Raw genomic sequence first — 22,720 nt, 5'->3', positions numbered from 1 at the left:
AGTAGCAAAACACCGCGGGCTGGCGCGGCGCTGCGGACGTCGCCATGTTAGAGAGGGTTTGCTCGGTCTCGATTGACGAGGATCAAACGCGGCCGGGTCCCACCGGGCTAGGCTGCACACGCTTGCGTGAGGATATCGGACGAGATGCACGCCATGGTCCTGTCGGCGCCCGGCGCGCCGCTTCGGTTTGAGACGCGGGAAGATCCGGTCCCCGGGCCCGGCGATGTGCGCGTCAAGGTCGCCGCCTGCGGCGTGTGCCGGACCGATCTGCATGTCGTCGATGGAGAATTGCCTGACATCGCCTATCCGATCGTGCCTGGCCATGAGGTGGTCGGCCGGGTGGATGCACTCGGTGCCGGCGTCACCTCCCTGAAAATTGGCGAGCGGGTCGGCGTTCCCTGGCTGGGCTATACTTGTGGCGAATGTTCCTATTGCCGGAGCGGCCGGGAAAACCTTTGCGACCGCCCACGCTTCACCGGCTACACGCGCGACGGCGGCTTTGCCTCGCATCTCGTCTCGGATGCCCGTTATTGCTTTCCGCTTGGCGAGGCCGGCGACGATGTCGCCATTGCACCTCTGCTGTGCGCCGGCCTGATCGGCTGGCGTTCGCTGGTAATGGCGGGCAATGGAAAGCATCTGGGAATCTTCGGCTTCGGTGCGGCCGGCCATATCATCGCGCAGGTAGCCCGCTGGCAGGGACGCTCGGTCTACGCCTTCACCCGCAAGAGCGACGTCGAGGCGCAGCGTCTCGCAAGATCGCTTGGCGCGGAGTGGGCCGGCGGGTCGGAGGATCGACCACCAGCGCCGCTCGACGCCGCGATTATTTTCGCGCCGGTGGGCGATCTCGTTCCGCTGGCGCTACGCGCCGTGCGTAAAGGTGGACGCGTGGTCTGCGCCGGCATTCACATGTCGGACATTCCATCGTTCCCTTACCGCATCCTCTGGGAGGAACGGCAGCTGCTTTCGGTCGCCAATCTGACGCGCGGCGACGGGACCGAGTTTTTCAAGATCGCGGCGCAAGCGGGCATTCGGACCCACACCAGCGTGTTCCCGTTGCGCGAAGCAAATGAAGTCCTTGCAAAACTACGCGCCGGGCAGATCACCGGCGCCGCTGTGCTGCTGCCATGACCGTGCGCCCGCCCGCCTACACCGCTATAGCCGAGGGAGACCTGCAGCAGCAGGTGCTCGACTTCCTCGATGGTTCCAGCTTTGGTCCGGCCGGCGGCGGCAAGCGGATCGACACCCATGCTTCCATGGTTTTTCTTGGCGCCGATCGGGCATTGAAGATCAAGCGGTCCGTGCGATTGCCGTTCCTCGACTATTCGACACTGGAGAAGCGCAAGCGCGCCTGCGAGGAAGAGCTGAGGGTCAACGCCGGCAACGCCCCCGAGCTCTATAGGCGGGTCGTCGCCATCACGCGCAATGCCGACGGCACCTTCGAAATCGACGGCGCGGGCGCCCCCGTCGAATGGGCGGTCGAAATGACGCGGTTCGACGAGACGCGGTCGCTCGATATCGTCGCGGCATCCAAGAAGGTCGATCCATCCCTTGCGACGGCTTTGGCCGACGCGATTCTGCGATCCCACGACAAGGCGCCGCGTGCGGACGGTGAGAGCTGGCTTGCCTCTATCTCACCTATCGTCGAGCGCAACACCGCAAAGTTTCGCACCGTGCGCGGACTTCATGCCGTTGCCGTGGATCAACTCGATGCCGCCAGCCGCGATGCTGCGACGGCATTGCAACCGCTGCTCAGACAGCGTGCCAGCCGCGGATTCGTTCGCCGCTGTCACGGCGATCTGCATCTCGCCAACATTGCCTTGGTGGACGGCCGGCCGCTGCTGTTCGATGCCATCGAATTCGATCCCGTCATCGCTACGACGGATGTGCTCTACGATCTCGCCTTTACCCTGATGGATCTGGTCCACTTCAATCAGGCTGCGGCGGCCAACGCGGCGTTCAATCGCTACCTTGCGGGGGCAGGGGACGAAGCTCTTGATGGCCTCCGCCTGCTGCCGCTGTTTCTGTCGGTGCGGGCGGCGATCCGCGCGCATGTGCTGTTCATGAAGAGCGAACAGGCTGGAGGAAACGACGCGGTTTGGCGGGAGGCCAAGCGCTACTTCGATCTGGCTGCGCGCCTCATCGCACCGAGGCCGCCGCGGCTGGTCGCGATCGGCGGGTTGTCGGGGACAGGAAAATCGGTGCTCGCGCGCGGGCTCGCGGGCCTGATCGATCCTCCGCCCGGCGCGGTCATCATTCGCTCGGATGTCGTTCGCAAGCACCTGTTCGGTGCCGCTGAAACCACACCCCTGCCGGAATCCGCCTATCGGGGCGATGTCACGGAGCGGGTCTACGGCAGGCTTTGGAGCACCGCGCAGCGTGTCCTCGCCCAAGATTGTTCCGTGGTGCTCGATGCCACCTATTTGCAGGAAGCGGAACGGACAGAAATTGTAACTCTAGCAGCCACTTACGGCATTCGCTTCGTCGGCCTGTTCCTCACCGCGGATCTCGCGACGCGGCTGGCGCGGATCGAGCGGCGCAGGGGCGATGCGTCCGATGCAACGCGGAGTGTCGTCCTGACGCAGGAGACTTTCGCGATCGGGGCGGTAGACTGGCACATAATCGATGCCTCTGGGACGCCGGATCAGTCGCTCCGCAGCGCCCGTACTATCCTGTTTGCGGTGCCGGACGAGCGTTGACGATGAGAGTTCATCCAACCGGAACCTCCAGGCGGCGCAAGGCCGCTGAAGCGGCGGGTCTCGATTGTGCAGCCGCATTCCAGAAAATTGCGCTCGGCTGCGTCGCTGATATCAAGGCCCATCACGCGGGCGCCTGCACCGGCGATGCCGAAGCCGTGCATCAGATCCGGGTCGCGATCACCCGGTTACGCGCCGCCGTGGCGTTCTTTGCGCCGATCGTGGTCGATGCGGAATGGTTGCGCCTGAAACAGGAAATCGCCTGGCTGAATGGCCCGCTCGGCGCCGCCCGCGACAGCGATGTCGTCCTGGAATATGCGCGCCGCAAGCGATACCGCGCATGGACGCAGGCCATGATCGGCGAACAAGTCGAACAACGCCAGACGCAGAACCACCGCCGCCTGGTGCGCTCGCTGCGTTCCGCGCGGACGCAGCGCCTGGTCGCAGCCATGGCGCGCTGGATCAGACAGGGAGCGTGGCTGGGGCGTTACAAGCAGCGCAAGGACGCGGAAGTTTTGCAGTCCTATTGCGCGGGCGAACTCAACCGTTGGCACGAACGGCTGGTCCGCAAGGGGAAACGCCTGAAGACGTTGGAAGCCTCGCGCCGCCACCGGCTGCGGATCAAGGCTAAACGCTTCCGCTACATGCTTGAAGCGCTGACGGAAACCGTCGCGCTGCGGGGCCGGGGTGAATTCCATCACCTGTACAGGCCGGCAAGGCGATTACAGCGCGCCCTGGGCGACATGCGCGATCTGGAGCGTTTTGCCGACCTCGGCGACGGATCGCCGCCGGCCGAAAATGGCAAACGAGGCGGGAAGCACCCGCCGGGCTATCGCGATCGAAGGGAAAAGCTGCTTGATGCCGCCATCGCGGCTCATCGCGACCTCGGGCACGCAAGGCTCTGCTGACATCGCTATTCGCGTCTGTAGCCGCTCTACTTGTCCGGGCTTGATGTGGGTCAAGTCCGGCCATCCGCCCATCGCCTACCCTTGCCGTCAGCAACGGGGCTGAAAGCCTCGCAAATGTGTGGGAGAAGGGCGATGTTCAGGAACATTCTGGTTCATATTCCCTCCGAGCGTCCGGTCAGGCCAGTGATTGACGTTGCTGTCGCGCTGACCATTGCGCGCCGCTCGCATCTCGATGCTGTTGCCATTGGCTATGAATCGATGAGTGCCGCCGGGATGATCGTCGAGGGCGGCGGCGCCGCCGTTGCCGCCGTGATGGGCGCCGAACAGGAGCGCGCCCAGGAAAGGGCTGATGGTGCTATCGCCGTATTCGAGATCGAGGCCAGGCTCGCCAAAATCGCCTACGGCATCAGGACCTTGGCGGCAATCCCTGCCGAGGCGGGTCAGACCATCGGGGCACTTGCCAGGCTTTACGACATGACGATCGTGCTGCAACCGGAAGCCTCGACGACGAGCTACGACAACGAGATTCCGCAGCACGTCCTGTTCAATTCCGGCGGGCCGATGCTGATGGTTCCCTATATCCACAAGGGACCGCTCGATGCCCACCATGTCGGCATCGCCTGGGACGGCAGCCGCCTTGCGGCGCGCGCGGTGCGCGACGCGATGTCGTTTCTGATCGGCGCCAAGGCCGTGACCGTGATTGCGATCAATGAGGAGGCGGGTGAAGCTTCCTCGGACCAGCTTGCCGCGCATCTGGGACGCCGCGGGATTGCGGCCCGAGTGCAGCGGCTGACGATGGATCGCGGCAAGGTTCAGGGCGCCATTCTGTCGGTCGCGGCCGAAAGCAATATGGGCTTGCTTGTGATGGGGGGATACGGCCATTCGCGATTGCACGAACGAATTCTGGGCGGTGTCACGCGCAGCATGTTCGACTGCATGACCGTACCGGTGCTGATGTCGCACTGATCTCGGGTGGTCAGGAGATCTGACCTTTCGTCCCGCTGAGTTCCCTGCCTTGGGCCTTCCTGGCAGGGGCTGCGGTCGTAATGACGCCAGTTTGATGCACCTCAATGTTCGGCCCGACGCCGGTCGATATCGTTTCGGCGGAAACTCAGAAATCGGAGATTGTCATGTCAGAACTGTCTGAGCGGGCTGCTTCCGGTTCCTTTCCAGCAGTCGCAAATGCAGAAGTGGAAGCTACCAAGCTGAACCAGGGCGCGCTGGAGTTCATGCTTGGCGCGCAGAAAATGATGTTCGAGGAACTGGTGTTCCTCGGCGACGAGATGCTGGAGCGAACGCGGACCGAAACGCATCTGTTCACGGAGTTCGTCGCGAAGATGGCGGGTGCGCATTCCGTAAAGGACATCCGGACGATGTGCCAGGAATGCGGCCAGCATCAGCTCGACTTCATCCGCCGCGACTCCGAACGGCTATTCAAGCATGGCGAGCGGATGATCGCGACCACGTCGAACCTGATCAGCGGCCGCGCTCCGAACTGACCGGCCAAACAGCATGCAGCAGAAATCGACCCTTCCGACGGCGGAAGTTACCGTCTTGCCGATCCGCACCGCGGTTTCGGGCCGCGGCGAGGACCGGCAGCCGGTCCAGCAGGTCTCACCGCCGACGAAAGGCGCTGAAGACGTCGAGACTTACCAGGCCGACCGCGCCCTGCATGCCATGCTGGCGCGCCTGAGCGGCGGCATTTCGCCGGCCGCGTTGTTGCTGGCCTATACGGACTGGCTATCGCATCTGGCCTCGTCGCCACAGCGACGGATCGAGATCGCGCAGGAAGCGCTGATCGACACCAAGCGCTTCCTGGAAGCCGCGCAGCGGTTCTTCTTACCCGATCAGGGACCGTGGTCGCTGATCGAGCCGCAGCCGCAGGACAAGCGCTTTGGCCGGCCGGAGTGGAAACAGCCGCCGTTCAATCTGATGGCGCAGGCCTTTCTGCTCGGCGAACAATGGTGGCACAACGCGACCACAGGCGTGCGTGGCGTGGCGAAGCAGAACGAGGCGATCGTCGAATTTTCGATCCGGCAGATGCTGGACGTGATGTCGCCTTCCAATTTTGCCGCGACCAATCCGGAAGTGTTGCGGCGAACGTTCGAGAGCGGCGGCGACAATTTCGTGCGCGGCTGGCGAAATTTCTGCAGCGACTGGATCCGCCTGGCGTCGGCGGGCCTTGACGTGAACTCTGGCCCGGTCACGACCGGCGATTTCGTCGTCGGTGAGACCGTCGCCACATCGCGCGGCAAGGTGGTGTTCCGCAACGAACTGATCGAGCTGATTCAGTACACGCCAACCACCGACAAGGTGCATCCGGAGCCGGTACTGATCGTGCCGGCCTGGATCATGAAGTACTACATTCTCGATCTGTCGCCGCAGAACTCGCTGGTGAAATATCTCACCGGCGAAGGCTTCACCGTCTTCATGATTTCATGGCGCAACCCTGATGCCGCCGACCGCGAGATCGCTTTTGACGACTATCGAAAACTTGGCGTTGAAGCCGCGCTCGATACGATCGGCAGCATTGTTCCGGGCCGTCAGGTCCATGCGCTGGGGTATTGCCTGGGCGGCACGCTGCTGTCGATCGCTGCCGCCACCATGGCGCGGGACGGCGGCGACCGGCTGAAGTCGATCAGCCTGCTTGCCGCGCAAACCGATTTCACCGAGGCCGGCGAACTGACGCTGTTCATCAACGAAAGCCAGGTTGCGTTCCTCGAAGACATGATGTGGGAGCGGGGCGTGCTCGATACCACGCAGATGGCGGGCGCATTCCAGTTGCTGCGCTCCAACGATCTGATCTGGTCGCGGCTGACCCGCGACTATTTGATGGGGGAGCGGGCGGCGCCGAGCGATCTGATGGCCTGGAATGCCGATGCCACCCGCCTGCCGTACCGGATGCATTCGGAGTATCTGCGCAAGCTGTTCCTCAACAACGACCTTGCCGGGGGCCGATATCTCGTCGAGGGAAGGCCTATCTCGCTATCGGACATCCACACCCCGATGTTCGTGGTCGGAACGCTCCGCGATCACGTCGCACCGTGGAAGTCCGTCTACAAGATCCACTACCAGGTCGATGCCGACGTGACCTTCCTTCTCACCAGCGGCGGCCATAACGCGGGGATCGTCGCGCCTCCCGGCGAACCGGGGCATACTTATCGGATCAAGACCGAGGTGGCGCACGCCACCTATACCGGTCCCGACGAATGGCTGAACACGGTGCCATCAGTCGAGGGATCGTGGTGGCCGGAATGGACGAAGTGGTTGGCCGCGCAATCCGGCGAGCCGTCCGCGCCACCGCGGATGGGAACCGAAGCTGACGAGAGCGCGAATCTGGCCGATGCGCCCGGCGACTACGTTCGCCACTGAGCACGGCTGTTCCCGCAAACCCGTTGATCTACTGTCGGACGGGGCAGCTTGAAACGCCCAGGGCGACATACAGCGGGCATCGCCTGAAGAAGGCCGTCACGAGCGGTACCACGCCGAACAACCCGACTCAGTGCCAGCCCTGGATGGCGAGGCCTTCCTGGAAGGCGTAGGCAATCAGCGCCAATCCCAGGATGATCCGTACATATTGATCTAACGTTCCGATATTTACCGGCATTGCAGCCCCCTGAGCGAATGAGCTGGGGCAAGCCTCTCACGCGATGCCGGTATCGGCTTTGATCTGTCTCAACAATAAGTTGACTGTGAAAGTTAAAGAAGGCGCCGGCAGAGTTGTCATCGGACCGAGGCCGTGTCCGGGTTAACATGCCGCGCCAGGAACACATTGCGCGCGATACCTGTTCACGGGACACCGCAACCCGCCGGATACGAAAGACCGATGTCGACTTATCGTTTGAAGAATCTGCTTGCGCCGCATTCCGTCGCGCTGGTCGGGGCTAGTCCGCGCCACGGCTCGGTCGGCCGCGCCATTCTCAACAATATTCGAAAAGCGCAATTCAAGGGCGAATTCGGTCTCGTCAATCCGCGCTATCACGAGATCGACGGTGTGGCGACAATCGGCAGCATCGCAAAACTAGCTTTCGTGCCGGAACTCGTTGTCCTCACCGCACCGGCCCGCACGATTCCAGACCTGATCGATGAGGCGGGCCGCCACGGCGCGGCGGGCGCCGTCATCGTCAGTGCCGGGCTCGGCCATGGCCCGGGCTCGCTGGCGGATGCGGCGGAGCGGGCCGCGCAAAAATACGGCATGCGGCTGATCGGCCCGAATTGCCTGGGCATCATGATGCCTTGCGTCAGTCTCAATGCGAGCTTTTCCGCGCATATGCCGGCTGTGGGAAATCTGGCGCTGATCTCGCAGTCTGGCGCCATTGCCGCGGGCATGGTGGACTGGGCAGCCCAGCGGGCCGTTGGGTTTTCCGGCATTGTCTCGATCGGCGACCAGCTTGATGTCGATATCGCCGATCTGCTCGATTACTTCGCGCTGGATGAGAAGACCAACGCCATCCTGCTTTACATCGAGGCGATCAAGGATGCGCGCAAGTTCATGTCGGCGGCGCGCGCGGCTGCGAGAATAAAGCCGGTCGTGGTCGTCAAATCAGGCCGGATGGCGCAAGGCGCACGGGCGGCTGCGACCCATACCGGCGCGCTGGCCGGGGCTGACGCGGTCTACGACGCCGCGTTTCAGCGCGCCGGCATCCTGCGCGTGTCGGACTTGCGCGAATTGTTCGACTGCGCCGAGACGCTCGGACGGCTCAAATCGCCGCCCGGAAAGCGGCTTGCGATCCTGACCAATGGCGGCGGCATCGGCGTGCTGGCGGTCGACCGGCTGGTCGAACTCGGCGGCATTCCCGCCGATATCTCGCCTGCGACCCGCGAACAGCTCGATGCGGTGTTACCGCCGACATGGTCGAAATCAAATCCGGTCGATATCGTGGGTGATGCCGATCCGGCGCGTTATGCCGCGGCGCTTGAATTGTTGCTGGCCGACCCCGGCAATGACGCCGTGCTGGCAATGAATGTGCAGACGGCGATCGCCCGTGCCGACGACATTGCCGCGGCCGTCATCGGCGTGGTCGGGAAATATCGTGCCGGACGCCGCACATCGCCAAAGCCCGTGCTGGCGGTCTGGGTCGGGGCGGACCAGCCGATCAGTGACTTGCTGAGCGGCGCGGGAATTCCGAACTATCAGACCGGCGGCGACGCTGTCCTTGGCTTCATGCACCTGGTTCGCCATCGCGAGGCGGTGGAGGCGCTGGCGCAGGTTCCGCCCGCCATGCCGAGTGAGTTTGCGCCCGATACCGATGCGGCCCGGCAGATTGTTGCGGCGGCGCTCGCCGATGGCCGCTCCTGGCTCGATCCGATCGAGGTCAAGCGGCTGTTCGACGCCTATGACATCGCCGTTGTTCCCACTTTCGCCGCCGCCGATGCCGACGAGGCAGTCGCGCATGCGAATGCAATCTTTGCGCAGGGCTCGACTGTCGTGCTCAAGATCATGTCGCGCGACATCGTGCACAAGTCCGATGTCGGCGGCGTCGTGCTCAACCTCACCAACGCCGATGCGGTACGCAAGGCGACCGCCGAGATTCTCGCGCGGGCAAGATCGCTGCGGCCGGAGGCGCGGATTTCGGGCGTGATGGTGCAGGCGATGGTGGTTCGGGCGAAGGCGCGCGAACTTATTCTCGGCCTCGCCGACGATCCGACCTTCGGCACCGTCGTCGTATTCGGCCGTGGTGGCACGGCGGTCGAGATCATCAACGACAAGGCGCTGGCGCTGCCGCCGCTCGACCTGCAACTGGCGCGCAGCCTGATCGAGCGCACCCGCGTCTCGCGGCTGTTGCGCGCCTATCGCGACGTGCCGGCGGTGAAGCCGGACGCCGTCGCAATGGTTCTGGTCAAGCTGGCGCAGATGGCCGCCGACATTCCTGAAATCCGCGGGCTCGATATCAACCCGCTGCTGGCCGATGAAGCTGGCGTGCTCGCCGTCGACGCACGCGTCGTGATCGGGCGTGTGGAGCGGAAGTTTCGCGGGTCAGGCCCGGCGAACTTCGCCGTGCGGCCTTATCCCTCGCAGTGGCAGCGTCATATCGAAGTCAAGGACGGCTGGCGCATATACGTCCGTCCAATCCGGCCCGAGGACGAGCCGCTGATCCACGGGATGCTGAAGCACGTCACGATGCAGGACCTGCGGCTGCGGTTCTTCGCCCCGATGAAGGAATTTTCCCATGAATTCATCGCCCGCCTGACCCAACTCGATTATGCCCGGGCGATGGCCTTTGTCGCGTTCGACGAGGCGACCAACGAACTGGTCGGCGTGGTCCGGATTCATTCCGACTCGATCTACGAGAGCGGCGAATATGCGATCCTGTTGAGGTCGGACCTCAAGGGCAGGGGGCTCGGCTGGGCGCTGATGCAGATGATCATCGAATATGCGAAATCGGAAGGGTTGAAAGCCATCTCAGGCGACGTCCTGGCCGACAACACCGTGATGCTGGCGATGTGCCGCAGCCTTGGCTTCGAGGTGAAATCGGACCCGCAGGAGCACGACATCTGCAACGTCAGGCTGACGCTCTAATTGTTCTTGCACTCGCAGTGCAAGAACGGCGCTGCCGGCAATCGGTGACGGCGGCTGTCCATCAATGCGAGAACAGGATCGGGAGCGGCGGCTTTGACAGCAGGCTCTTGGTGGCGCCGCCAAGAATGAACTCGCGCCAGCGCGCATGTCCATAGGCGCCCATCACGAGAACGTCGACCTGATGCGAAGCGGTGTAGGCCTCGAGCACCTCGCCGATCCGCCGTCCGTTGGCATCGACCTTGTCGAGCACAATGTCGATGCCGTGGCGTGCGAGGTTCTTGGCCAGTGCTTCGGCGGAATGCTTGCTATCGAACTTCTTTTCGTTGGTGACGGTGACGATCCGCACCTTCCTGGTCTTTTCGAGCAGCGGCATGGCATCGGAAATTGCGCGAGCCGCGGCGCGGCTGAAATCCCAGGCGATGGCGACAGTCCCAAGTTCGAACGGGAGGGCCCGCGGGGCCTCCGGCAGCACCAAGGTAGGCCGTCCCGATCCAAAGATTACGGCTTCCGCGTACCACTGGTCGTAGCCTTCCGGTACCGGCACGATGGTGAGGTCGCGAAGCCGCGCATGGTCTACCAGCAGATCCGGCACGGCGAAGGTCGGGCACTTTTCCAAATAGGTTTCGTGCAGGATGCCGGCCTCGTTTGCAGCGGCGTCAAATGCCGCCAGCATGTCCCTGGCGCTCTTCCGGCTCTTTTCCGTTTCGCCGGCAATGATCCCGGGAATGTTGGCCGTCGAGCCGGAAAGGAAGTGCCCGGGCACTTCCACATGCACCTCGCAGGCCACCGCCGCCAGGTGAGCGCCGAAGGTTGCGGCGATCGCAACCGCATTCTCGGCGACCGAGGCCGGGGTGGGATCGGGATAACTCGTCAATGTCAGCAGAATGTCCTTGAACGCCATGGGGCTCTCCTTCTTCCGGAACCAACTTAACGTCCCGTCGGCCTGGGGCGTTTGATCCATCGCAAGTGGTTGGCTGGCCGGCTCTAGGATTGCAGCCGCGGGCGCAGCAGCGGCTTCAGCATTTCCAGCACGAGCAGCGCGATGACGCCCGCACCGAGCGTCAGGGCGAGATCGTCGGCGTGAAGAGGACCGAACGCGAACAGCTGGTTCGCAAATGGCCAAAGCATGGTGAGGGCCAGGATGACGGCGACGGCGGCGAGCACTGCCGCCAGCGTCCGGTTCGGCCGCCGCAGGGCGGTAAGCAACGATGCGCTGAAGGATCGGTTGACCAGAATCAGGCTGACGATCACGACGACGAGCGAGAAGAACGCCAGCGCGCGCACTTCCGGCACCGGCATGCCGGTTCGGAGTGCGATGACGTAAATGGCTGCGACGAGTGCAAAGGCCAGCAGTCCCTGCAGCAGGCTCCAGGCGACCAGCGCCCGCGAGAACAGCGGCTCGTCGGGAGAACGCGGCGGCCGCCGCATGACGTCGTCTTCCTCGGTTTCGGCCTCGAACACCAGCGAGCAGACGGGATCGATCACCATTTCGAGGAACGCGATATGGATCGGTCCGAACAGGATCGGCAGGCCGAACACCAGCGGCAGCAGCGCCAGGCCGGCAATGGGGACGTGAACGGCAAAAATAAAGGCCATTGCCTTGCGCAAGTTGTCGTAGATGCGGCGTCCGAGCCGGATCGCCTTGACGATGGAGCCGAAATCGTCGTCGAGCAGCACGATGGCGGAAGCTTCGCGCGCCACGTCGGTTCCGCGCCCGCCCATCGCGATGCCGATATGGGCAGCCTTCAGCGACGGCGCATCGTTGACGCCATCGCCGGTCATCGCGACGATCTCGCCATTACCCTTGTAGGCGTTGACGATGCGCAGCTTCTGGTTCGGCGAGATCCGCGCGAACACACCGGCGGTTTCGACCCGGCCGGCCAGTTCCGCCTCGTTCAACTTTTCGAGCTGTTCGCCGGTCACCAGCTCGCCGTGCTCGAGCCCGGCCTGCTGCGCGATCGCGTTAGCGGTCGCCGGATAGTCGCCGGTGATCATGACGGCCTTGATGCCGGCGGACCGGCATTCGCGGACCGCCTCGACGACGCTGGCGCGCAAGGGATCGGCGAGGCCGACAAGTCCGAGGAATTCGAATCCAAAATCGCGCGGCGACGCCGGCCAGGGCGGCCCGGCGTGGGTGGCACGCGCAACGCCCAGCACGCGCAGGCCGGCGGAGGCCATCGCATCGATGGACTGCGTCAACGCCGCGCGGTCGGCCGCGCTCAGCCGGCAAAGACCTGCGATCGCCTCGGGGGCCCCCTTGGCGGCGACGATGTATTCCTGCCGGTCGCTATTCGTTTGCCAGATGTGTGTTACGGCGAGGAGATCGGGCCGAAGACCATAGGCATGGACGAGTTTCCAGTGCGGATGCCGATAGGAGGCCTCGGTCAGCCGCTGCTGCGCCAGAGTATGGAACGCCCGCTCCATCGGGTCGAACGGCTCAGGCGCGCTCGCGAGCAGGCCGAACTCGCTCAGGTCCTGGCACTGCGCCGGCATTTCCGTGCCGCCCTGCGGGTGGAACACGTTTCCATCCTTCAGCCGCAGCTCGACGATCGTCATCCGGTTTTCGGTGAGGGTGCCGGTCTTGTCGGTGCACAGCACGGTGGCTGAGCCGAGCGTCTCAATCGCCGCCGCGCGGCGCGTCAGGACCCGCGCCAGCGAAATTCGCCATGCGCCCATCGCCATGAAGACGGTCAGGACGACCGGAAACTCTTCCGGCAGCATCGACATGCCCAGCGCAATTCCGGCCAGCACCGCGTCCAGCCATCCGCCGCGCATGATGCCGTAGAGCAGTACCGCGAGCACGCTGACCCCGCCGCCGAGAACGGCAAACAGCCTGACGACGCGCCGCGTTTGGACCTGCAGGCGCGGCGGTTCGGTTTCGAGGGTCGCCAGCGACTGGCCGATCTTTCCGATCTCGCTTTGCGCGCCGATGGCGGTTACTTCCGCCAGCCCCGAGCGCGGACAACCAGCGAGCCGGAGAAGATCTGCGGCAGGTCGTCGCCTCCCGCGCGCTGCGGTTCGGACCTGGTGCGATTGTCCCAGGCGACCTTGCGCACCGGCACGGACTCGCCGGTCAGGGTCGATTCGTCGGCCTGCAGATCCGTGCAACGCAGAAGAATAGCGTCGGCAGGCACCCGGTCGCCTTCGGAAAGAACGATGAGGTCGCCCCGTACGACGTCGCGGCCGGAGATCCGCTTGCGCTCGCCGTCGCGAATAACCAGAGCGCGAGGGCTGGTGAGGTCGCGCAATGCTTCCAGCACGCGCTCGGTCCGCGTCTCCTGCACCACGGTGATCACGATCGACATGGTCGCGAAGGCGACGAGGATGACCGCCTCCTTGAGGTCGCCGAGCACCAGGTAAACGATGCCGCCGACCAGTAGCAGCGCCAGCATCGGCTCGCGCAGCACCTCAAGCGCGATGCGGAACGGTGTGCGCCGATTGGGCTGGGGAAGCTCGTTGTGCCCCTCGGCCAGAAGCCGCGCAGCTGCGTCGGTTTCAGTGAGGCCTGAAAACGGCTTCACGGCTCAAAGATACGACACCGATGTCACCCGATAGGTGTGCATCTTGCCGCTTTCGTTGAGCGAGACATACTCGCCGACGAGGAAGCGTTCGTCCGCGAAGTGATAGCCGACCTCGTCAGGCAGGCTGGTCTCGCCGTCGTCATAGTGGAAAGCCCAGCCGCCGCCGGGCCGGTGAACCAGATGACCATGCTTGTCCTGCTGGTCCGGGCGTTGCCGCACGATCCGGCACGCGTCGCGATGCTCGCGCCATAGTTTTGCATCGATGCGATCCTGGGAATCGAGCGGCGCCACGATGATATAGGCTACCTCGGCGTCGCCGTCGGGATGGCCGGGTTCGCGGGCCAACGCGAGGCGGAATTGCCGGAATTGCGCGGGCAGGGAAGCATTCAGGATCGGCGTCGGCTGGGTGTTGGCTCTGGTCTTGGACATCTCGTATGGCTCCTTGGATTTTTGGTATGAGGCTGCGGCTACCGCCGTGATCAGTTCGGCTCTGCCGTGGCCTTCGCCGCAGGGGCGGTTGCCCTGGATTTCTTCAGGCTCTTGACGATGATCGTGATCAGCGGCACCAGCACCAACGGCAGCGCGCTGTTCAGGGGATGGTGCACCATGCCGGTGAATTGCGATTGCAGCGCGCGGGCCTCGCCTTGCAGGGCCTCGATCGCGGAGCCGTGAATTTCGGTCGCCAGTTCGAGTTCGCGGCCTGCAGGCGGCCTTCCGCCAACCACGAACAGGACGGCTGCGATCGCGAAATTGGCGAGGCCGAGAATTGCGGCCGCAGAAACCGCGCTCCAGATCTGCACCAGCGCGAAATAGGCCGATAGCTCCAGCATCAGCAGGCCGAACGCCGCGATCAGCGCCGCAAACGCCCGCAGGCCCAACCCGACCAGCATGGGCCGCATCCGGATTTCCGCGATGATGCGGTCGGTGCGCCACAGCGCGCGCAGATGCTTGACGATGTTCTCGCTGTTCACGTCAATGTCTCCTCAGCATGAAACCGATGGCAATGCCGAGCGCGAAGGCGGATGCCAGCGCCGCCATCGGCCGCTCTGCGATCAGCCGCTCGACGTGCTCCTCTTCTTCGCTCAAAGTTTCTCCGAGTTCGCCCAGGGTCGCCTTGATCTCTTCGGCAAGCGCTTCGGATCTGTTCTTCGCGGCGTTAAACATGTCTTCGGCAGGCGGATGCAAATGGCGCAGCATCTCGCTTTTGAGCGCCAGCAACTCGTCACCCATTTCGCCTGATTTGAACATTGCGCCCGCCTCGCTTTCCTTGCGCACCAATTCTAGGTGAGACCGCAAAAGCGCCACTTGATTTGGGTCAACTGCGATACGCCGGCGCATCTGCCGCTTTGAGGCAGGTCAACATGGCTGTTGCACCCGCAGCCTAGAAACCGCTACCTGATTGAAGGAACATCATCTTGGCGACGGCACCTCTGCTAACGGCGACGTCATCGGGCGATGCGCTCGAGCTGCGTCCGGCCGGCTCCTGGACGGCTTCGAATGCGGCGACGCTGGAACGGCTATCCAATGACATTACGCCGCAGCTCGATTGCGCCGCCGCCGTCAAGCTCGACATGGCCGGGGTGCGAGAACTCGATACGCTCGGCGCCTGGCTATTGGAAAAAATGTCCCGCCGCGCCCATTCCGCCGGCCACCGCGCCGATATCATTGGCATCGCCGACAATTACGCCGGCCTGATCGACGAAGTTCGTCAGGTCAACCGGCGAACGCCGGCGCCAGCTCCGGCACGCAATCCCGTCGTGGCGAAGCTCGGCGATATCGGCCGTGCCACCTTCGATGCAAGGGAAGACGTCGCCGCATTCCTGCAGATGCTGGGCGCGCTGTGCATTGCGATCCTGGGTATCCTGCGCCGGCCGCGGATGCTGCGGCTGACGTCTCTCACTTACCAGCTCTATCGGGTCGGCTGGCAGGCGATACCCATTGTCGTGCTGATCACCTTCCTGATCGGCGCCATCATCGCGCAGCAGGGCATTTTCCATTTCCGCAAGTTCGGCGCGGATTCCTACGTCGTCGACATGGTCGGCATTCTCGTGCTGCGCGAGCTCGGTGTACTGATCGTCGCCATCATGGTCGCGGGGCGCTCGGGCAGCGCCTACACCGCCGAACTCGGTTCGATGAAGATGCGCGAGGAAATCGACGCGCTGTCGACCATGGGGCTGGACCCGATCGAAGTGCTGATGCTGCCGCGTATCCTGGCGCTGATCTGTGCGCTGCCGATCCTCAGTTTCATCGGCGCGATGTCGGCGCTTTACGGCGGCGGCTTCGTCGCCTGGTTCTACGGCGGCATGGGGCCGGCGATCTTCCTGGCGCGGCTGCATGAGGCCGTTTCCGTCACCCATTTCGAGGTCGGTATCATCAAGGCGCCGTTCATGGCGCTGGTGATCGGCATCGTCGCCTGCAGCGAAGGTCTGCGCGTGAAGGGCAGCGCGGAGTCGCTCGGCAAGCAGACCACCACGTCGGTGGTCAAGTCGATCTTTCTGGTGATCGTGCTCGACGGGCTGTTCGCGGTGTTCTTTGCATCGATTGGAATGTAGCGATGCAGGAAGCCGCCGAACCATTTGCCATTCGCGTGCGCGACCTCGTGGTCGGCTTCCGCCGCCACGTCGTGATCGATCATCTCGCGCTGGACGTCCGCCGCGGCGAAATCCTCGGCCTGGTCGGCGCTTCCGGCGGCGGCAAGTCGGTGCTGATGCGGACCATCATCGGCCTGATCCCGCGCCAGGGCGGCGAGATCGAGGTGATGGGCTCGCCGATCAACCACGACCGCGCCACGCGGGGCGCAGCCGGGCGATGGGGCATCCTGTTCCAGCAGGGCGCGCTGTTCTCATCGCTGACGGTACGGCAGAACATCCAGTTTCCGCTCCGCGAGAATCTCGAACTCTCGGACGCCCTGATGGACGAGATCGCGACCGCCAAGCTCGAAATGGTCGGGCTCAAGCCGGAGGACGGCGACAAGTTTCCCTCCGAATTGTCCGGCGGTATGACGAAGCGCGTGGCGCTGGCGCGTGCGCTCGCGCTCGATCCGGCGATCGTTTTTCTCGATGAGCCGACCTCGGGGCTGGATCCGATCGCCGCCGGCGATTTCGACGCGTTGATCAAGACACTGCAGAAGACGCTGGGATTGACGGTGTTCATGGTCACCCATGACCTCGCCAGCCTCAATACCGTCTGCGACCGCGTCGCGGCGCTGGCCGATGGCAAGATCGTCGCCATCGGGCCGATGCGCGAATTGCTTCAATCCGAGCATCCCTGGGTGCGGGCCTATTTTCACGGCAAGCGCTCCCAGATGCTGCAACCCAAAGCGAGCTAACAAGATGGAAACCCGTGCTCCCTTCGTCATTGTCGGCGCCTTCGTCCTGGCGGCCATCATAGCCGTGTTCGGCTTCGTCTACTGGCTGCAGAACACCGGCGGGCTCGGTCCGCGCGCCAGCTATCGCGTGCAGTTCGAGGGCTCGGTGCCGGGATTATTGGTCGGCGCCGCCGTGCTGTTCAATGGTATCAGGGTCGGCGAGGTGGCGGAGCTCGGTCTCACCCCCGGCAACCCGCGCGGCGTCAATGCGACCATCTCGGTCGGTGCGACGACGCCGGTGCGCGCCGACACCAAGGTCGGCCTGGAGTTTCAGGGGCTGACCGGCGTGCCCGTGATCGCGCTCGAAGGCGGCACGCAGGTCGCGCAGACCGGCCAGGTGCCGACGCTCATTGCCGAGCCGGGCGCGGGGCAGGGCATGACGCAGGCCGCGCGTGATGCGCTACGCAAGGTCGATACGGTGTTGTCGGAGAATTCGGGGGCGTTAAAGGACACGATCGCTAATTTGAAGGTGTTCTCGGAAGGCCTGGCGCGCAACACCGGCAAGCTGGACGGCATCGTCGCCGGCCTCGAACGCATGACCGGGGTCACCAGCCCGCCGCCGAAGATCACCTATGATCTGCGCGCGCTGCAGAATCCGGGACCGGTGGGCAAGGCCATCAACGTGCAATGGGCGATTCCCGAACCGACGGCGGTCGCGATGCTGGAGACGCAGCGCTTCCTGTTTTCGCCAGCGCAGGAATACCCGGGATTCGCGGAGGCGATGTGGGCCGACGCGTTGCCGAAACTGATCCAGGCGCGGTTGATTGAAAGTTTCGAAAATTACGACATTGCGCATGCGCCGCTGCGCGCGACCGATATCGGACAGAGCGAATTCCAGTTGCTTATCGACGTCAGGCGGTTCCGCATCGCCATCGAATCCGAGCCGGTAGCCGAGATCGGCTTGTCGGCCAGGATCGTCGACAAGAACGGCAGGGTCGTCGCCTCGCGGCTGTTCGAAGAACGCGAGAAATTTGCGAACGTCGCACCGGCCGAGGCTGTTGCTGCATTCAGCGAAGCGTTCGGCCGAATGGCGAAGAACATGATCGCCTGGACGGTTCAGGCGTACTAGGCGAGGCAGGAGAGCCTACCTCGGCGCTTGTTGCCAGCTTGCTCGAGGTTCGTTTATTCGAGCGTCTTCAGATACGCCAGCAGATCACCGATCTGATCCGGCTCGAGCTGGAAGGCCGGCATCGTCGGATGCCCGGTATAGATGCCTTCGGCCAGCGCCTCTCCGATGGTTTCGATCGGGTAACGCTTGTGCAGCGTCCGGAACGGCGGCGCGATCTTGAGAGGACTTGGCGAAACCTTGTCGATCGAATGGCACTTCGCACAGTTGTTCAGCGCGAAGGTCTTGCCGCGCTGCTCCTGGGGCGAAGCCGCCGCAGCTGATGTCAGGGTGATGAGCGTAAACGCCAGCGGCATCAGAATTCGTCCGATCATTGCAACTTCAACTCCGTGGGAAGTGCGGCTTTCGAGGCCCTGGTCGTAGTGTGAAGGTTTAATCACCCGCCAGTTTGATCTGGATCAACCAGCGAACGGTGGATCCGCTAGAATGAAATATATCTCCGACGGGTCTGCCGTGACCGGGAGACAGCGCGTCAATCCGGCGCTTGAACGGGCAGGGCAATGATACGAACCATCTCTCCGAATCGGGCAAGTTTCGGTCGCTGCGCGGCCTGTGCCGTCCGCTCGCTCAGCATCTGCGGCGCGCTTGATCAGGGTGACCTTGCGGAGTTCGAGCGGATCGTCCGCCACGTTCATTTCGCGCCTAATGAGGCGCTGTTCACGGCGGGCCAGATCGCAAGTTCGGTGCACAGTTTGACCTCGGGCGTCGCGCGTCTATACAAGCTGCTGCCGGATGGGCGGCGTCAGGTGATCGGTTTTGCGTTGCCGGGCGACTTTCTCGGCACGGCGCCATCCGATCGCTACAGCTTCTCGGCGGACGCCATCGATTCCGTGACAGTGTGTCGCCTCTCCAGAGACGCGTTCACGCATTTCATCGAACGGCGGCCGCATTTTCTGATTCGGATCAACGAGTTCGCGGCACGGGAACTGATGCTCGCACAGGAGCAAATGCTGCTGCTGGGCCGGCGCACCGCGGAAGAAAAGGTCGCGTCCTTTCTTGTCGGCTGGCGGGAGCGCCTGGCCCAGATCGGCGACGAGCGGCAAACCATTGCGCTGCCAATGAGCCGGCAGGACATCGCGGATTACCTCGGATTGACGATCGAGACCGTCAGCCGAACGCTGACCCGCTTCGAACGCGAAAAGATGCTCATCATCGTCACGGGTGGTGTCCGTCTACTGGACGCGAGCCGGGCTGCGGCCATGGCTGCAGCGTAAGAAACGGCTGGACATTTCAAAATTTCGTGCAAGCGGCAGTGCCGTTTGATCCAGGTCAAAGCCTCGATCGAGGCCCGCAGGCATGCTGTCTCTCTCTCTCTCTTTCTCTCTCTCTCTCTCTCTCTCTCTCTCTCTCTCTCTCTCAGGAGTTCAGTCACATGCCGACCGAATCCTTGCTCGTCACCGTCTGCGTCGTCGCGATGTTCGCGGTGTTTGCTGGGGTGCTGTTCTGGGGTGACCTGCAGACCCGGCCGAAGCACCTGGCCAACTCTTCCAACGCCAAGCGCCGCGCGTTCTGACAGGGCCGACCCCCTGGGGTGGGACCATCTGGAGAACGAACCCGCTCTCTTGATTTATGTCAATACTCCGGAGACCTGTCCGCGCTTTGGTTGCGGGTGCTCCTGTGAGGCTTCGTCTTGATCATGTTCGCCGATACGGGAAGACTGACTGCCATCATCGGCCGCCGGGTGCGCGCGATCGGCGACAGGTTCAAGCGTCCCGCCCAACCGCATCCGGAACGTTGCGGGCTTCCGGTTGGACGCGTCGATTGTCCAGGCGTCGGAAAAGAACGTCCGAGCACGCTCGATGTTTCTTCGGAGCACGCCCAGGCAATGCAGGCTTATCTGCCGATCGGCCCATCCTGTTGCTGACTTCGCTCCGGACCTGATCAGCATCTTATTTTTCGGATTGGGCAAACGGAAAGAAATTGACCTCGATCAATTTGGCGGTCGCGTAGCTGTGATCAGTAAGGCTGGCATTCGCAGAAGAGAATCTCATCCATGACCCAATCTTCAATCGCAAAATCGATGACACATGGCGAAGCCGGTCTGGTGCTGGTCTTCTCGCTAACCGCGTTTCTCTGCCTGTTCGCGGCGGCCAACGCGCAAGACACGGCGTTTGCCTTTCACGCCATGCTGTCGAGCGCCGCGAGCCTGGCGTCCGTCATTGTCATCGGGAATCGATATTTTGCGCGTACGGAACTGCCGCCGCAGGAGATCAACGGCCGCCCCAACTACAATATGGGCCCAATCAAATTCTCGGCCGTCATGTCGGTCATCTGGGGCATCGCCGGATTTGCCGTCGGACTTCTGATCGCCTCGCAGCTCGCATGGCCCGCGCTCAATCTGGACCTGCCGTGGACCAGCTTCGGCCGGTTGCGGCCGCTGCACACGTCCGCGGTGATCTTCGCTTTCGGCGGCAACGTGCTGGTCGCGACCTCGTTCTATGTCGTGCAAAAGACCTGCCGCGTGCGGCTGGCGGGCGATCTCGCCCCCTGGTTCGTCGTGGTCGGCTACAATTTCTTCATCCTGGTCGCCGGCACCGGCTATCTGCTGGGCGTCACCCAGTCCAAGGAATATGCCGAACCGGAATGGTACGCGGATTTGTGGCTGACGATCGTCTGGGTGGTGTACCTGCTGGTCTTCCTGGCGACCATCATCAAGCGAAAAGAGCCGCATATCTTCGTTGCCAACTGGTTCTATCTCGCCTTCATCGTCACCATCGCCGTGCTTCATCTCGGCAACAATCCGGCGCTGCCGGTCTCGGTGTTCGGCTCCAAATCCTACGTTGCCTGGGGCGGGGTGCAGGACGCCATGTTCCAATGGTGGTACGGGCATAACGCGGTCGGCTTCTTCCTGACCGCCGGCTTCCTTGCCATCATGTACTACTTCATTCCGAAGCGTGCCGAACGGCCGATCTATTCTTATCGGCTGTCGATCATCCATTTCTGGTCGCTGATCTTCCTCTACATCTGGGCCGGCCCGCACCATCTGCACTACACGGCGTTGCCGGACTGGGCGCAGACGCTCGGCATGACGTTTTCGATCATGTTGTGGATGCCGTCATGGGGCGGCATGATCAATGGCCTGATGACGTTGTCGGGTGCCTGGGACAAGCTCCGCACCGACCCCGTGTTGCGCATGCTGGTCGTGTCGGTCGCCTTCTACGGCATGTCGACCTTCGAAGGGCCGATGATGTCGATCAAGGTCGTGAATTCGCTCAGCCACTACACCGACTGGACCATCGGCCACGTGCACTCGGGTGCTCTGGGCTGGGTCGGCTTCGTCTCGTTCGGCGCGCTGTACTGCCTGATTCCCTGGCTATGGGATCGCAAGGGGCTCTACAGCCTGAAGCTGGTCAACTGGCACTTCTGGACCGCGACGATCGGCATCGTCCTCTACATCTCGGCGATGTGGGTGTCGGGAATCCTGCAGGGCCTGATGTGGCGCGCCTACACCTCGCTCGGCTTCCTCGAATATTCCTTCATCGAAACCGTGGAAGCGATGCATCCCTTCTACATCATCCGCGCCGCGGGCGGAGCGCTGTTCCTGATCGGGTCATTGATCATGGCCTACAATCTCTGGATGACGGTGCGCGTTGGCGAATCGGAAGTGCAGTCGCCCGTCGCTCTTCAGCCGGCGGAATGAGGAGCGCACCAATGTCTTTCTGGTCACGGCATCAAATCTTCGAAAAGAACTCGATCGTCCTCGTCGCGGGAATTCTGGTGGTGATTGCGATCGGCGGTCTCGTCGAGATCACGCCGCTGTTCTACCTCAAGAGCACGATCGAGAAGGTCGACGGCGTCAGGCCATACACACCGCTCGAGCTTGCCGGGCGCAACGTCTATGTCCGCGAGGGCTGCTACCTCTGTCATTCGCAGATGATTCGCCCGCTACGGGATGAAGTCGAACGCTACGGCCATTACTCGCTCGCGGCCGAGAGCATGTACGACCATCCGTTCCAGTGGGGCTCCAAGCGTACCGGTCCCGACCTCGCGCGCGTCGGCGGCAAGTATTCCGACGAATGGCATGTCACGCATCTGACCAATCCGCGCGCGATCGTGCCGCAATCGGTGATGCCGGGTTACGCCTTCCTGTCGCGAACGGAAGTCGACGAGACCAGCGTCGCGGCGCATCTGCGCACCAGCCGCACCGTCGGTGTGCCCTATTCGGACGACCAGATTGCCAACGCCGTCGCCGATCTCAAGGCGCAGGTCGATCCTGACAATGCCGGCGTGGATGCGTTCACCAAGCGTTATCCGAAGGCGGTTGCCCGCAATTTCGACGGCAAGTCAGGTGCGCCGACCGAGATGGATGCGCTGGTCGCGTACCTGCAGATGCTGGGCACGCTGGTCGACTTCAAGCTTTACAATGAAAAAGCAAATCTTCGCTGAGCAAAATCTTCGCTGAGAAAGCAGAACGATGAAAGCAATTCTCACTGTCCACAACATCGCGTCGGACCTCGTCACGACGTTCTGGACGCCCGTCTTCGTCGGAATCTTCATTGCCATCGTGACCTACGCCCTTTGGCCGCGCAACCAGGCCGCCTTCGATGAAGCGGCAAAAATGCCTTTGCGCGAGGAGTGAGCCGAT

The 22,720-nt window shown here is 63.2% G+C and carries 21 protein-coding genes and 2 pseudogenes; 16 read left to right on the top strand and 7 right to left on the bottom strand.

Annotated elements, in window-relative coordinates; translation table 11 throughout:
• The first annotated feature begins 144 nt into the window (after positions 1–144).
• The 6 genes from ACPPVP_RS23440 (at position 145) to ACPPVP_RS23415 (ending at position 6,973) form a co-directional block, all read left to right on the top strand.
• Positions 145–1,128 carry a zinc-dependent alcohol dehydrogenase family protein gene (locus tag ACPPVP_RS23440; protein ID WP_426524859.1) on the top strand — a complete coding sequence of 328 codons (984 nt, stop codon included), beginning with the start codon at positions 145–147 and terminating at the stop codon, positions 1,126–1,128.
• The gene (locus ACPPVP_RS23435) at positions 1,125–2,696 is read left to right on the top strand and encodes an AAA family ATPase (RefSeq protein WP_426524857.1); all 1,572 of its coding nucleotides are present in this window, start codon (positions 1,125–1,127) and stop codon (positions 2,694–2,696) included. Before ACPPVP_RS23440 ends, ACPPVP_RS23435 begins: the two co-directional genes overlap by 4 nt.
• 2 nt (positions 2,697–2,698) lie before the next feature.
• Positions 2,699–3,601 carry a CHAD domain-containing protein gene (locus ACPPVP_RS23430; protein ID WP_426524855.1) on the top strand — a complete coding sequence of 301 codons (903 nt, stop codon included), beginning with the start codon at positions 2,699–2,701 and terminating at the stop codon, positions 3,599–3,601.
• Between the two features lie 132 nt (positions 3,602–3,733).
• Positions 3,734–4,567 (top strand): universal stress protein, encoded by an 834-nt coding sequence (locus ACPPVP_RS23425; protein ID WP_426524853.1) that lies wholly within the window; start codon positions 3,734–3,736, stop codon positions 4,565–4,567.
• 164 nt (positions 4,568–4,731) lie between these two features.
• Positions 4,732–5,100 (top strand): hypothetical protein, encoded by a 369-nt coding sequence (locus ACPPVP_RS23420; RefSeq protein WP_426524851.1) that lies wholly within the window; start codon positions 4,732–4,734, stop codon positions 5,098–5,100.
• Between the two features lie 13 nt (positions 5,101–5,113).
• Positions 5,114–6,973 carry a PHA/PHB synthase family protein gene (locus ACPPVP_RS23415; protein ID WP_426524849.1) on the top strand — a complete coding sequence of 620 codons (1,860 nt, stop codon included), beginning with the start codon at positions 5,114–5,116 and terminating at the stop codon, positions 6,971–6,973.
• A 28-nt stretch (positions 6,974–7,001) separates the two neighbouring features.
• On the opposite strand, the pseudogene ACPPVP_RS23410 reads toward ACPPVP_RS23415, so the two are convergent.
• A pseudogene (locus ACPPVP_RS23410) lies at positions 7,002–7,208 on the bottom strand (YgaP family membrane protein).
• Between the two features lie 219 nt (positions 7,209–7,427).
• Here ACPPVP_RS23410 and ACPPVP_RS23405 point away from each other — a divergent pair.
• On the top strand, positions 7,428–10,121 hold the full coding sequence (locus ACPPVP_RS23405; protein WP_426524847.1) for a GNAT family N-acetyltransferase: 2,694 nt from the start codon (positions 7,428–7,430) through the stop codon (positions 10,119–10,121).
• A 61-nt stretch (positions 10,122–10,182) separates the two neighbouring features.
• Here the strand turns inward: ACPPVP_RS23405 and ACPPVP_RS23400 are convergent, their stop codons facing one another.
• The 5 genes and pseudogenes from ACPPVP_RS23400 to ACPPVP_RS23380 form a co-directional block, all read right to left on the bottom strand.
• On the bottom strand, positions 10,183–11,022 hold the full coding sequence (locus ACPPVP_RS23400; RefSeq protein ID WP_426524845.1) for a universal stress protein: 840 nt from the start codon (positions 11,020–11,022) through the stop codon (positions 10,183–10,185).
• A gap of 83 nt (positions 11,023–11,105) precedes the next feature.
• A pseudogene (locus ACPPVP_RS23395) lies at positions 11,106–13,642 on the bottom strand (cation-translocating P-type ATPase).
• Positions 13,643–13,645: 3 nt separating this feature from the next.
• Positions 13,646–14,071 carry a hypothetical protein gene (locus tag ACPPVP_RS23390; protein ID WP_426524843.1) on the bottom strand — a complete coding sequence of 142 codons (426 nt, stop codon included), beginning with the start codon at positions 14,069–14,071 and terminating at the stop codon, positions 13,646–13,648.
• 50 nt (positions 14,072–14,121) lie between these two features.
• Positions 14,122–14,613, bottom strand: a complete 492-nt coding sequence (locus ACPPVP_RS23385) for a phage holin family protein (RefSeq protein ID WP_426524841.1) — start codon at positions 14,611–14,613, stop codon at positions 14,122–14,124.
• Position 14,614: 1 nt separating this feature from the next.
• Entirely contained in the window at positions 14,615–14,980 is a 366-nt protein-coding gene (locus ACPPVP_RS23380) for a hypothetical protein (protein WP_426524839.1), read from the bottom strand.
• Between the two features lie 77 nt (positions 14,981–15,057).
• On the opposite strand from ACPPVP_RS23380, the gene ACPPVP_RS23375 reads away from it, so the two are divergent.
• The 3 genes from ACPPVP_RS23375 to ACPPVP_RS23365 are packed head-to-tail and all read left to right on the top strand — an operon-like array spanning position 15,058 to position 18,078.
• On the top strand, positions 15,058–16,194 hold the full coding sequence (locus ACPPVP_RS23375) for an ABC transporter permease (RefSeq protein ID WP_426524837.1): 1,137 nt from the start codon (positions 15,058–15,060) through the stop codon (positions 16,192–16,194).
• Between the two features lie 2 nt (positions 16,195–16,196).
• Positions 16,197–16,970, top strand: coding sequence for an ABC transporter ATP-binding protein (locus ACPPVP_RS23370; protein WP_426524835.1), 774 nt, complete (start codon positions 16,197–16,199; stop codon positions 16,968–16,970).
• 4 nt (positions 16,971–16,974) lie between these two features.
• Positions 16,975–18,078, top strand: coding sequence for an ABC-type transport auxiliary lipoprotein family protein (locus ACPPVP_RS23365; RefSeq protein ID WP_426524833.1), 1,104 nt, complete (start codon positions 16,975–16,977; stop codon positions 18,076–18,078).
• Between the two features lie 53 nt (positions 18,079–18,131).
• On the opposite strand, the gene ACPPVP_RS23360 is transcribed toward ACPPVP_RS23365, so the two are convergent.
• Positions 18,132–18,449 carry a c-type cytochrome gene (locus ACPPVP_RS23360; RefSeq protein ID WP_426524831.1) on the bottom strand — a complete coding sequence of 106 codons (318 nt, stop codon included), beginning with the start codon at positions 18,447–18,449 and terminating at the stop codon, positions 18,132–18,134.
• Between the two features lie 186 nt (positions 18,450–18,635).
• Here ACPPVP_RS23360 and ACPPVP_RS23355 point away from each other — a divergent pair, with 186 nt between their 5' ends.
• The 6 genes from ACPPVP_RS23355 (at position 18,636) to ACPPVP_RS23330 (ending at position 22,714) form a co-directional block, all read left to right on the top strand.
• Positions 18,636–19,349, top strand: a complete 714-nt coding sequence (locus tag ACPPVP_RS23355; RefSeq protein ID WP_426524829.1) for a Crp/Fnr family transcriptional regulator — start codon at positions 18,636–18,638, stop codon at positions 19,347–19,349.
• Positions 19,350–19,507: 158 nt separating this feature from the next.
• Positions 19,508–19,648 (top strand): hypothetical protein, encoded by a 141-nt coding sequence (locus ACPPVP_RS23350; protein WP_426524827.1) that lies wholly within the window; start codon positions 19,508–19,510, stop codon positions 19,646–19,648.
• A gap of 117 nt (positions 19,649–19,765) precedes the next feature.
• Entirely contained in the window at positions 19,766–19,999 is a 234-nt protein-coding gene (locus ACPPVP_RS23345) for a hypothetical protein (RefSeq protein ID WP_426524825.1), read from the top strand.
• Between the two features lie 129 nt (positions 20,000–20,128).
• A complete protein-coding gene (gene ccoN, locus ACPPVP_RS23340; RefSeq protein ID WP_426524823.1) occupies positions 20,129–21,775 on the top strand; it encodes a cytochrome-c oxidase, cbb3-type subunit I in 1,647 nt (548 codons plus the stop codon).
• 11 nt (positions 21,776–21,786) lie between these two features.
• On the top strand, positions 21,787–22,521 hold the full coding sequence (gene ccoO / locus ACPPVP_RS23335; RefSeq protein ID WP_426524821.1) for a cytochrome-c oxidase, cbb3-type subunit II: 735 nt from the start codon (positions 21,787–21,789) through the stop codon (positions 22,519–22,521).
• Between the two features lie 28 nt (positions 22,522–22,549).
• Positions 22,550–22,714, top strand: a complete 165-nt coding sequence (locus ACPPVP_RS23330) for a cbb3-type cytochrome c oxidase subunit 3 (RefSeq protein ID WP_426524819.1) — start codon at positions 22,550–22,552, stop codon at positions 22,712–22,714.
• Positions 22,715–22,720 lie beyond the last annotated feature (6 nt).

This window comes from Bradyrhizobium sp. McL0615 (genome assembly GCF_049993905.1).
In the GTDB taxonomy this organism is placed as follows: domain Bacteria; phylum Pseudomonadota; class Alphaproteobacteria; order Rhizobiales; family Xanthobacteraceae; genus Bradyrhizobium.
This window is presented reverse-complemented; position numbering and strand designations above follow the sequence as displayed.

Bases quoted from the DNA above. Each gene is read 5' to 3' on its own strand.
- ACPPVP_RS23435 (WP_426524857.1), top strand. From the start codon at position 1,125: ATGACCGTGCGCCCGCCCGCCTACACCGCTATAGCCGAGGGAGACCTG.
- ACPPVP_RS23415 (WP_426524849.1), top strand. From the start codon at position 5,114: ATGCAGCAGAAATCGACCCTTCCGACGGCGGAAGTTACCGTCTTGCCG.
- ACPPVP_RS23330 (WP_426524819.1), top strand. From the start codon at position 22,550: ATGAAAGCAATTCTCACTGTCCACAACATCGCGTCGGACCTCGTCACG.
- ccoO (WP_426524821.1), top strand. From the start codon at position 21,787: ATGTCTTTCTGGTCACGGCATCAAATCTTCGAAAAGAACTCGATCGTC.
- ACPPVP_RS23370 (WP_426524835.1), top strand. From the start codon at position 16,197: ATGCAGGAAGCCGCCGAACCATTTGCCATTCGCGTGCGCGACCTCGTG.
- ACPPVP_RS23350 (WP_426524827.1), top strand. From the start codon at position 19,508: ATGCCGACCGAATCCTTGCTCGTCACCGTCTGCGTCGTCGCGATGTTC.
- ccoN (WP_426524823.1), top strand. From the start codon at position 20,129: ATGACCCAATCTTCAATCGCAAAATCGATGACACATGGCGAAGCCGGT.
- ACPPVP_RS23420 (WP_426524851.1), top strand. From the start codon at position 4,732: ATGTCAGAACTGTCTGAGCGGGCTGCTTCCGGTTCCTTTCCAGCAGTC.
- ACPPVP_RS23365 (WP_426524833.1), top strand. From the start codon at position 16,975: ATGGAAACCCGTGCTCCCTTCGTCATTGTCGGCGCCTTCGTCCTGGCG.
- ACPPVP_RS23380 (WP_426524839.1), bottom strand. From the start codon at position 14,980: ATGCGCCGGCGTATCGCAGTTGACCCAAATCAAGTGGCGCTTTTGCGG.
- ACPPVP_RS23400 (WP_426524845.1), bottom strand. From the start codon at position 11,022: ATGGCGTTCAAGGACATTCTGCTGACATTGACGAGTTATCCCGATCCC.
- ACPPVP_RS23360 (WP_426524831.1), bottom strand. From the start codon at position 18,449: ATGATCGGACGAATTCTGATGCCGCTGGCGTTTACGCTCATCACCCTG.
- ACPPVP_RS23355 (WP_426524829.1), top strand. From the start codon at position 18,636: ATGATACGAACCATCTCTCCGAATCGGGCAAGTTTCGGTCGCTGCGCG.
- ACPPVP_RS23405 (WP_426524847.1), top strand. From the start codon at position 7,428: ATGTCGACTTATCGTTTGAAGAATCTGCTTGCGCCGCATTCCGTCGCG.
- ACPPVP_RS23440 (WP_426524859.1), top strand. From the start codon at position 145: ATGCACGCCATGGTCCTGTCGGCGCCCGGCGCGCCGCTTCGGTTTGAG.
- ACPPVP_RS23430 (WP_426524855.1), top strand. From the start codon at position 2,699: ATGAGAGTTCATCCAACCGGAACCTCCAGGCGGCGCAAGGCCGCTGAA.
- ACPPVP_RS23425 (WP_426524853.1), top strand. From the start codon at position 3,734: ATGTTCAGGAACATTCTGGTTCATATTCCCTCCGAGCGTCCGGTCAGG.
- ACPPVP_RS23390 (WP_426524843.1), bottom strand. From the start codon at position 14,071: ATGTCCAAGACCAGAGCCAACACCCAGCCGACGCCGATCCTGAATGCT.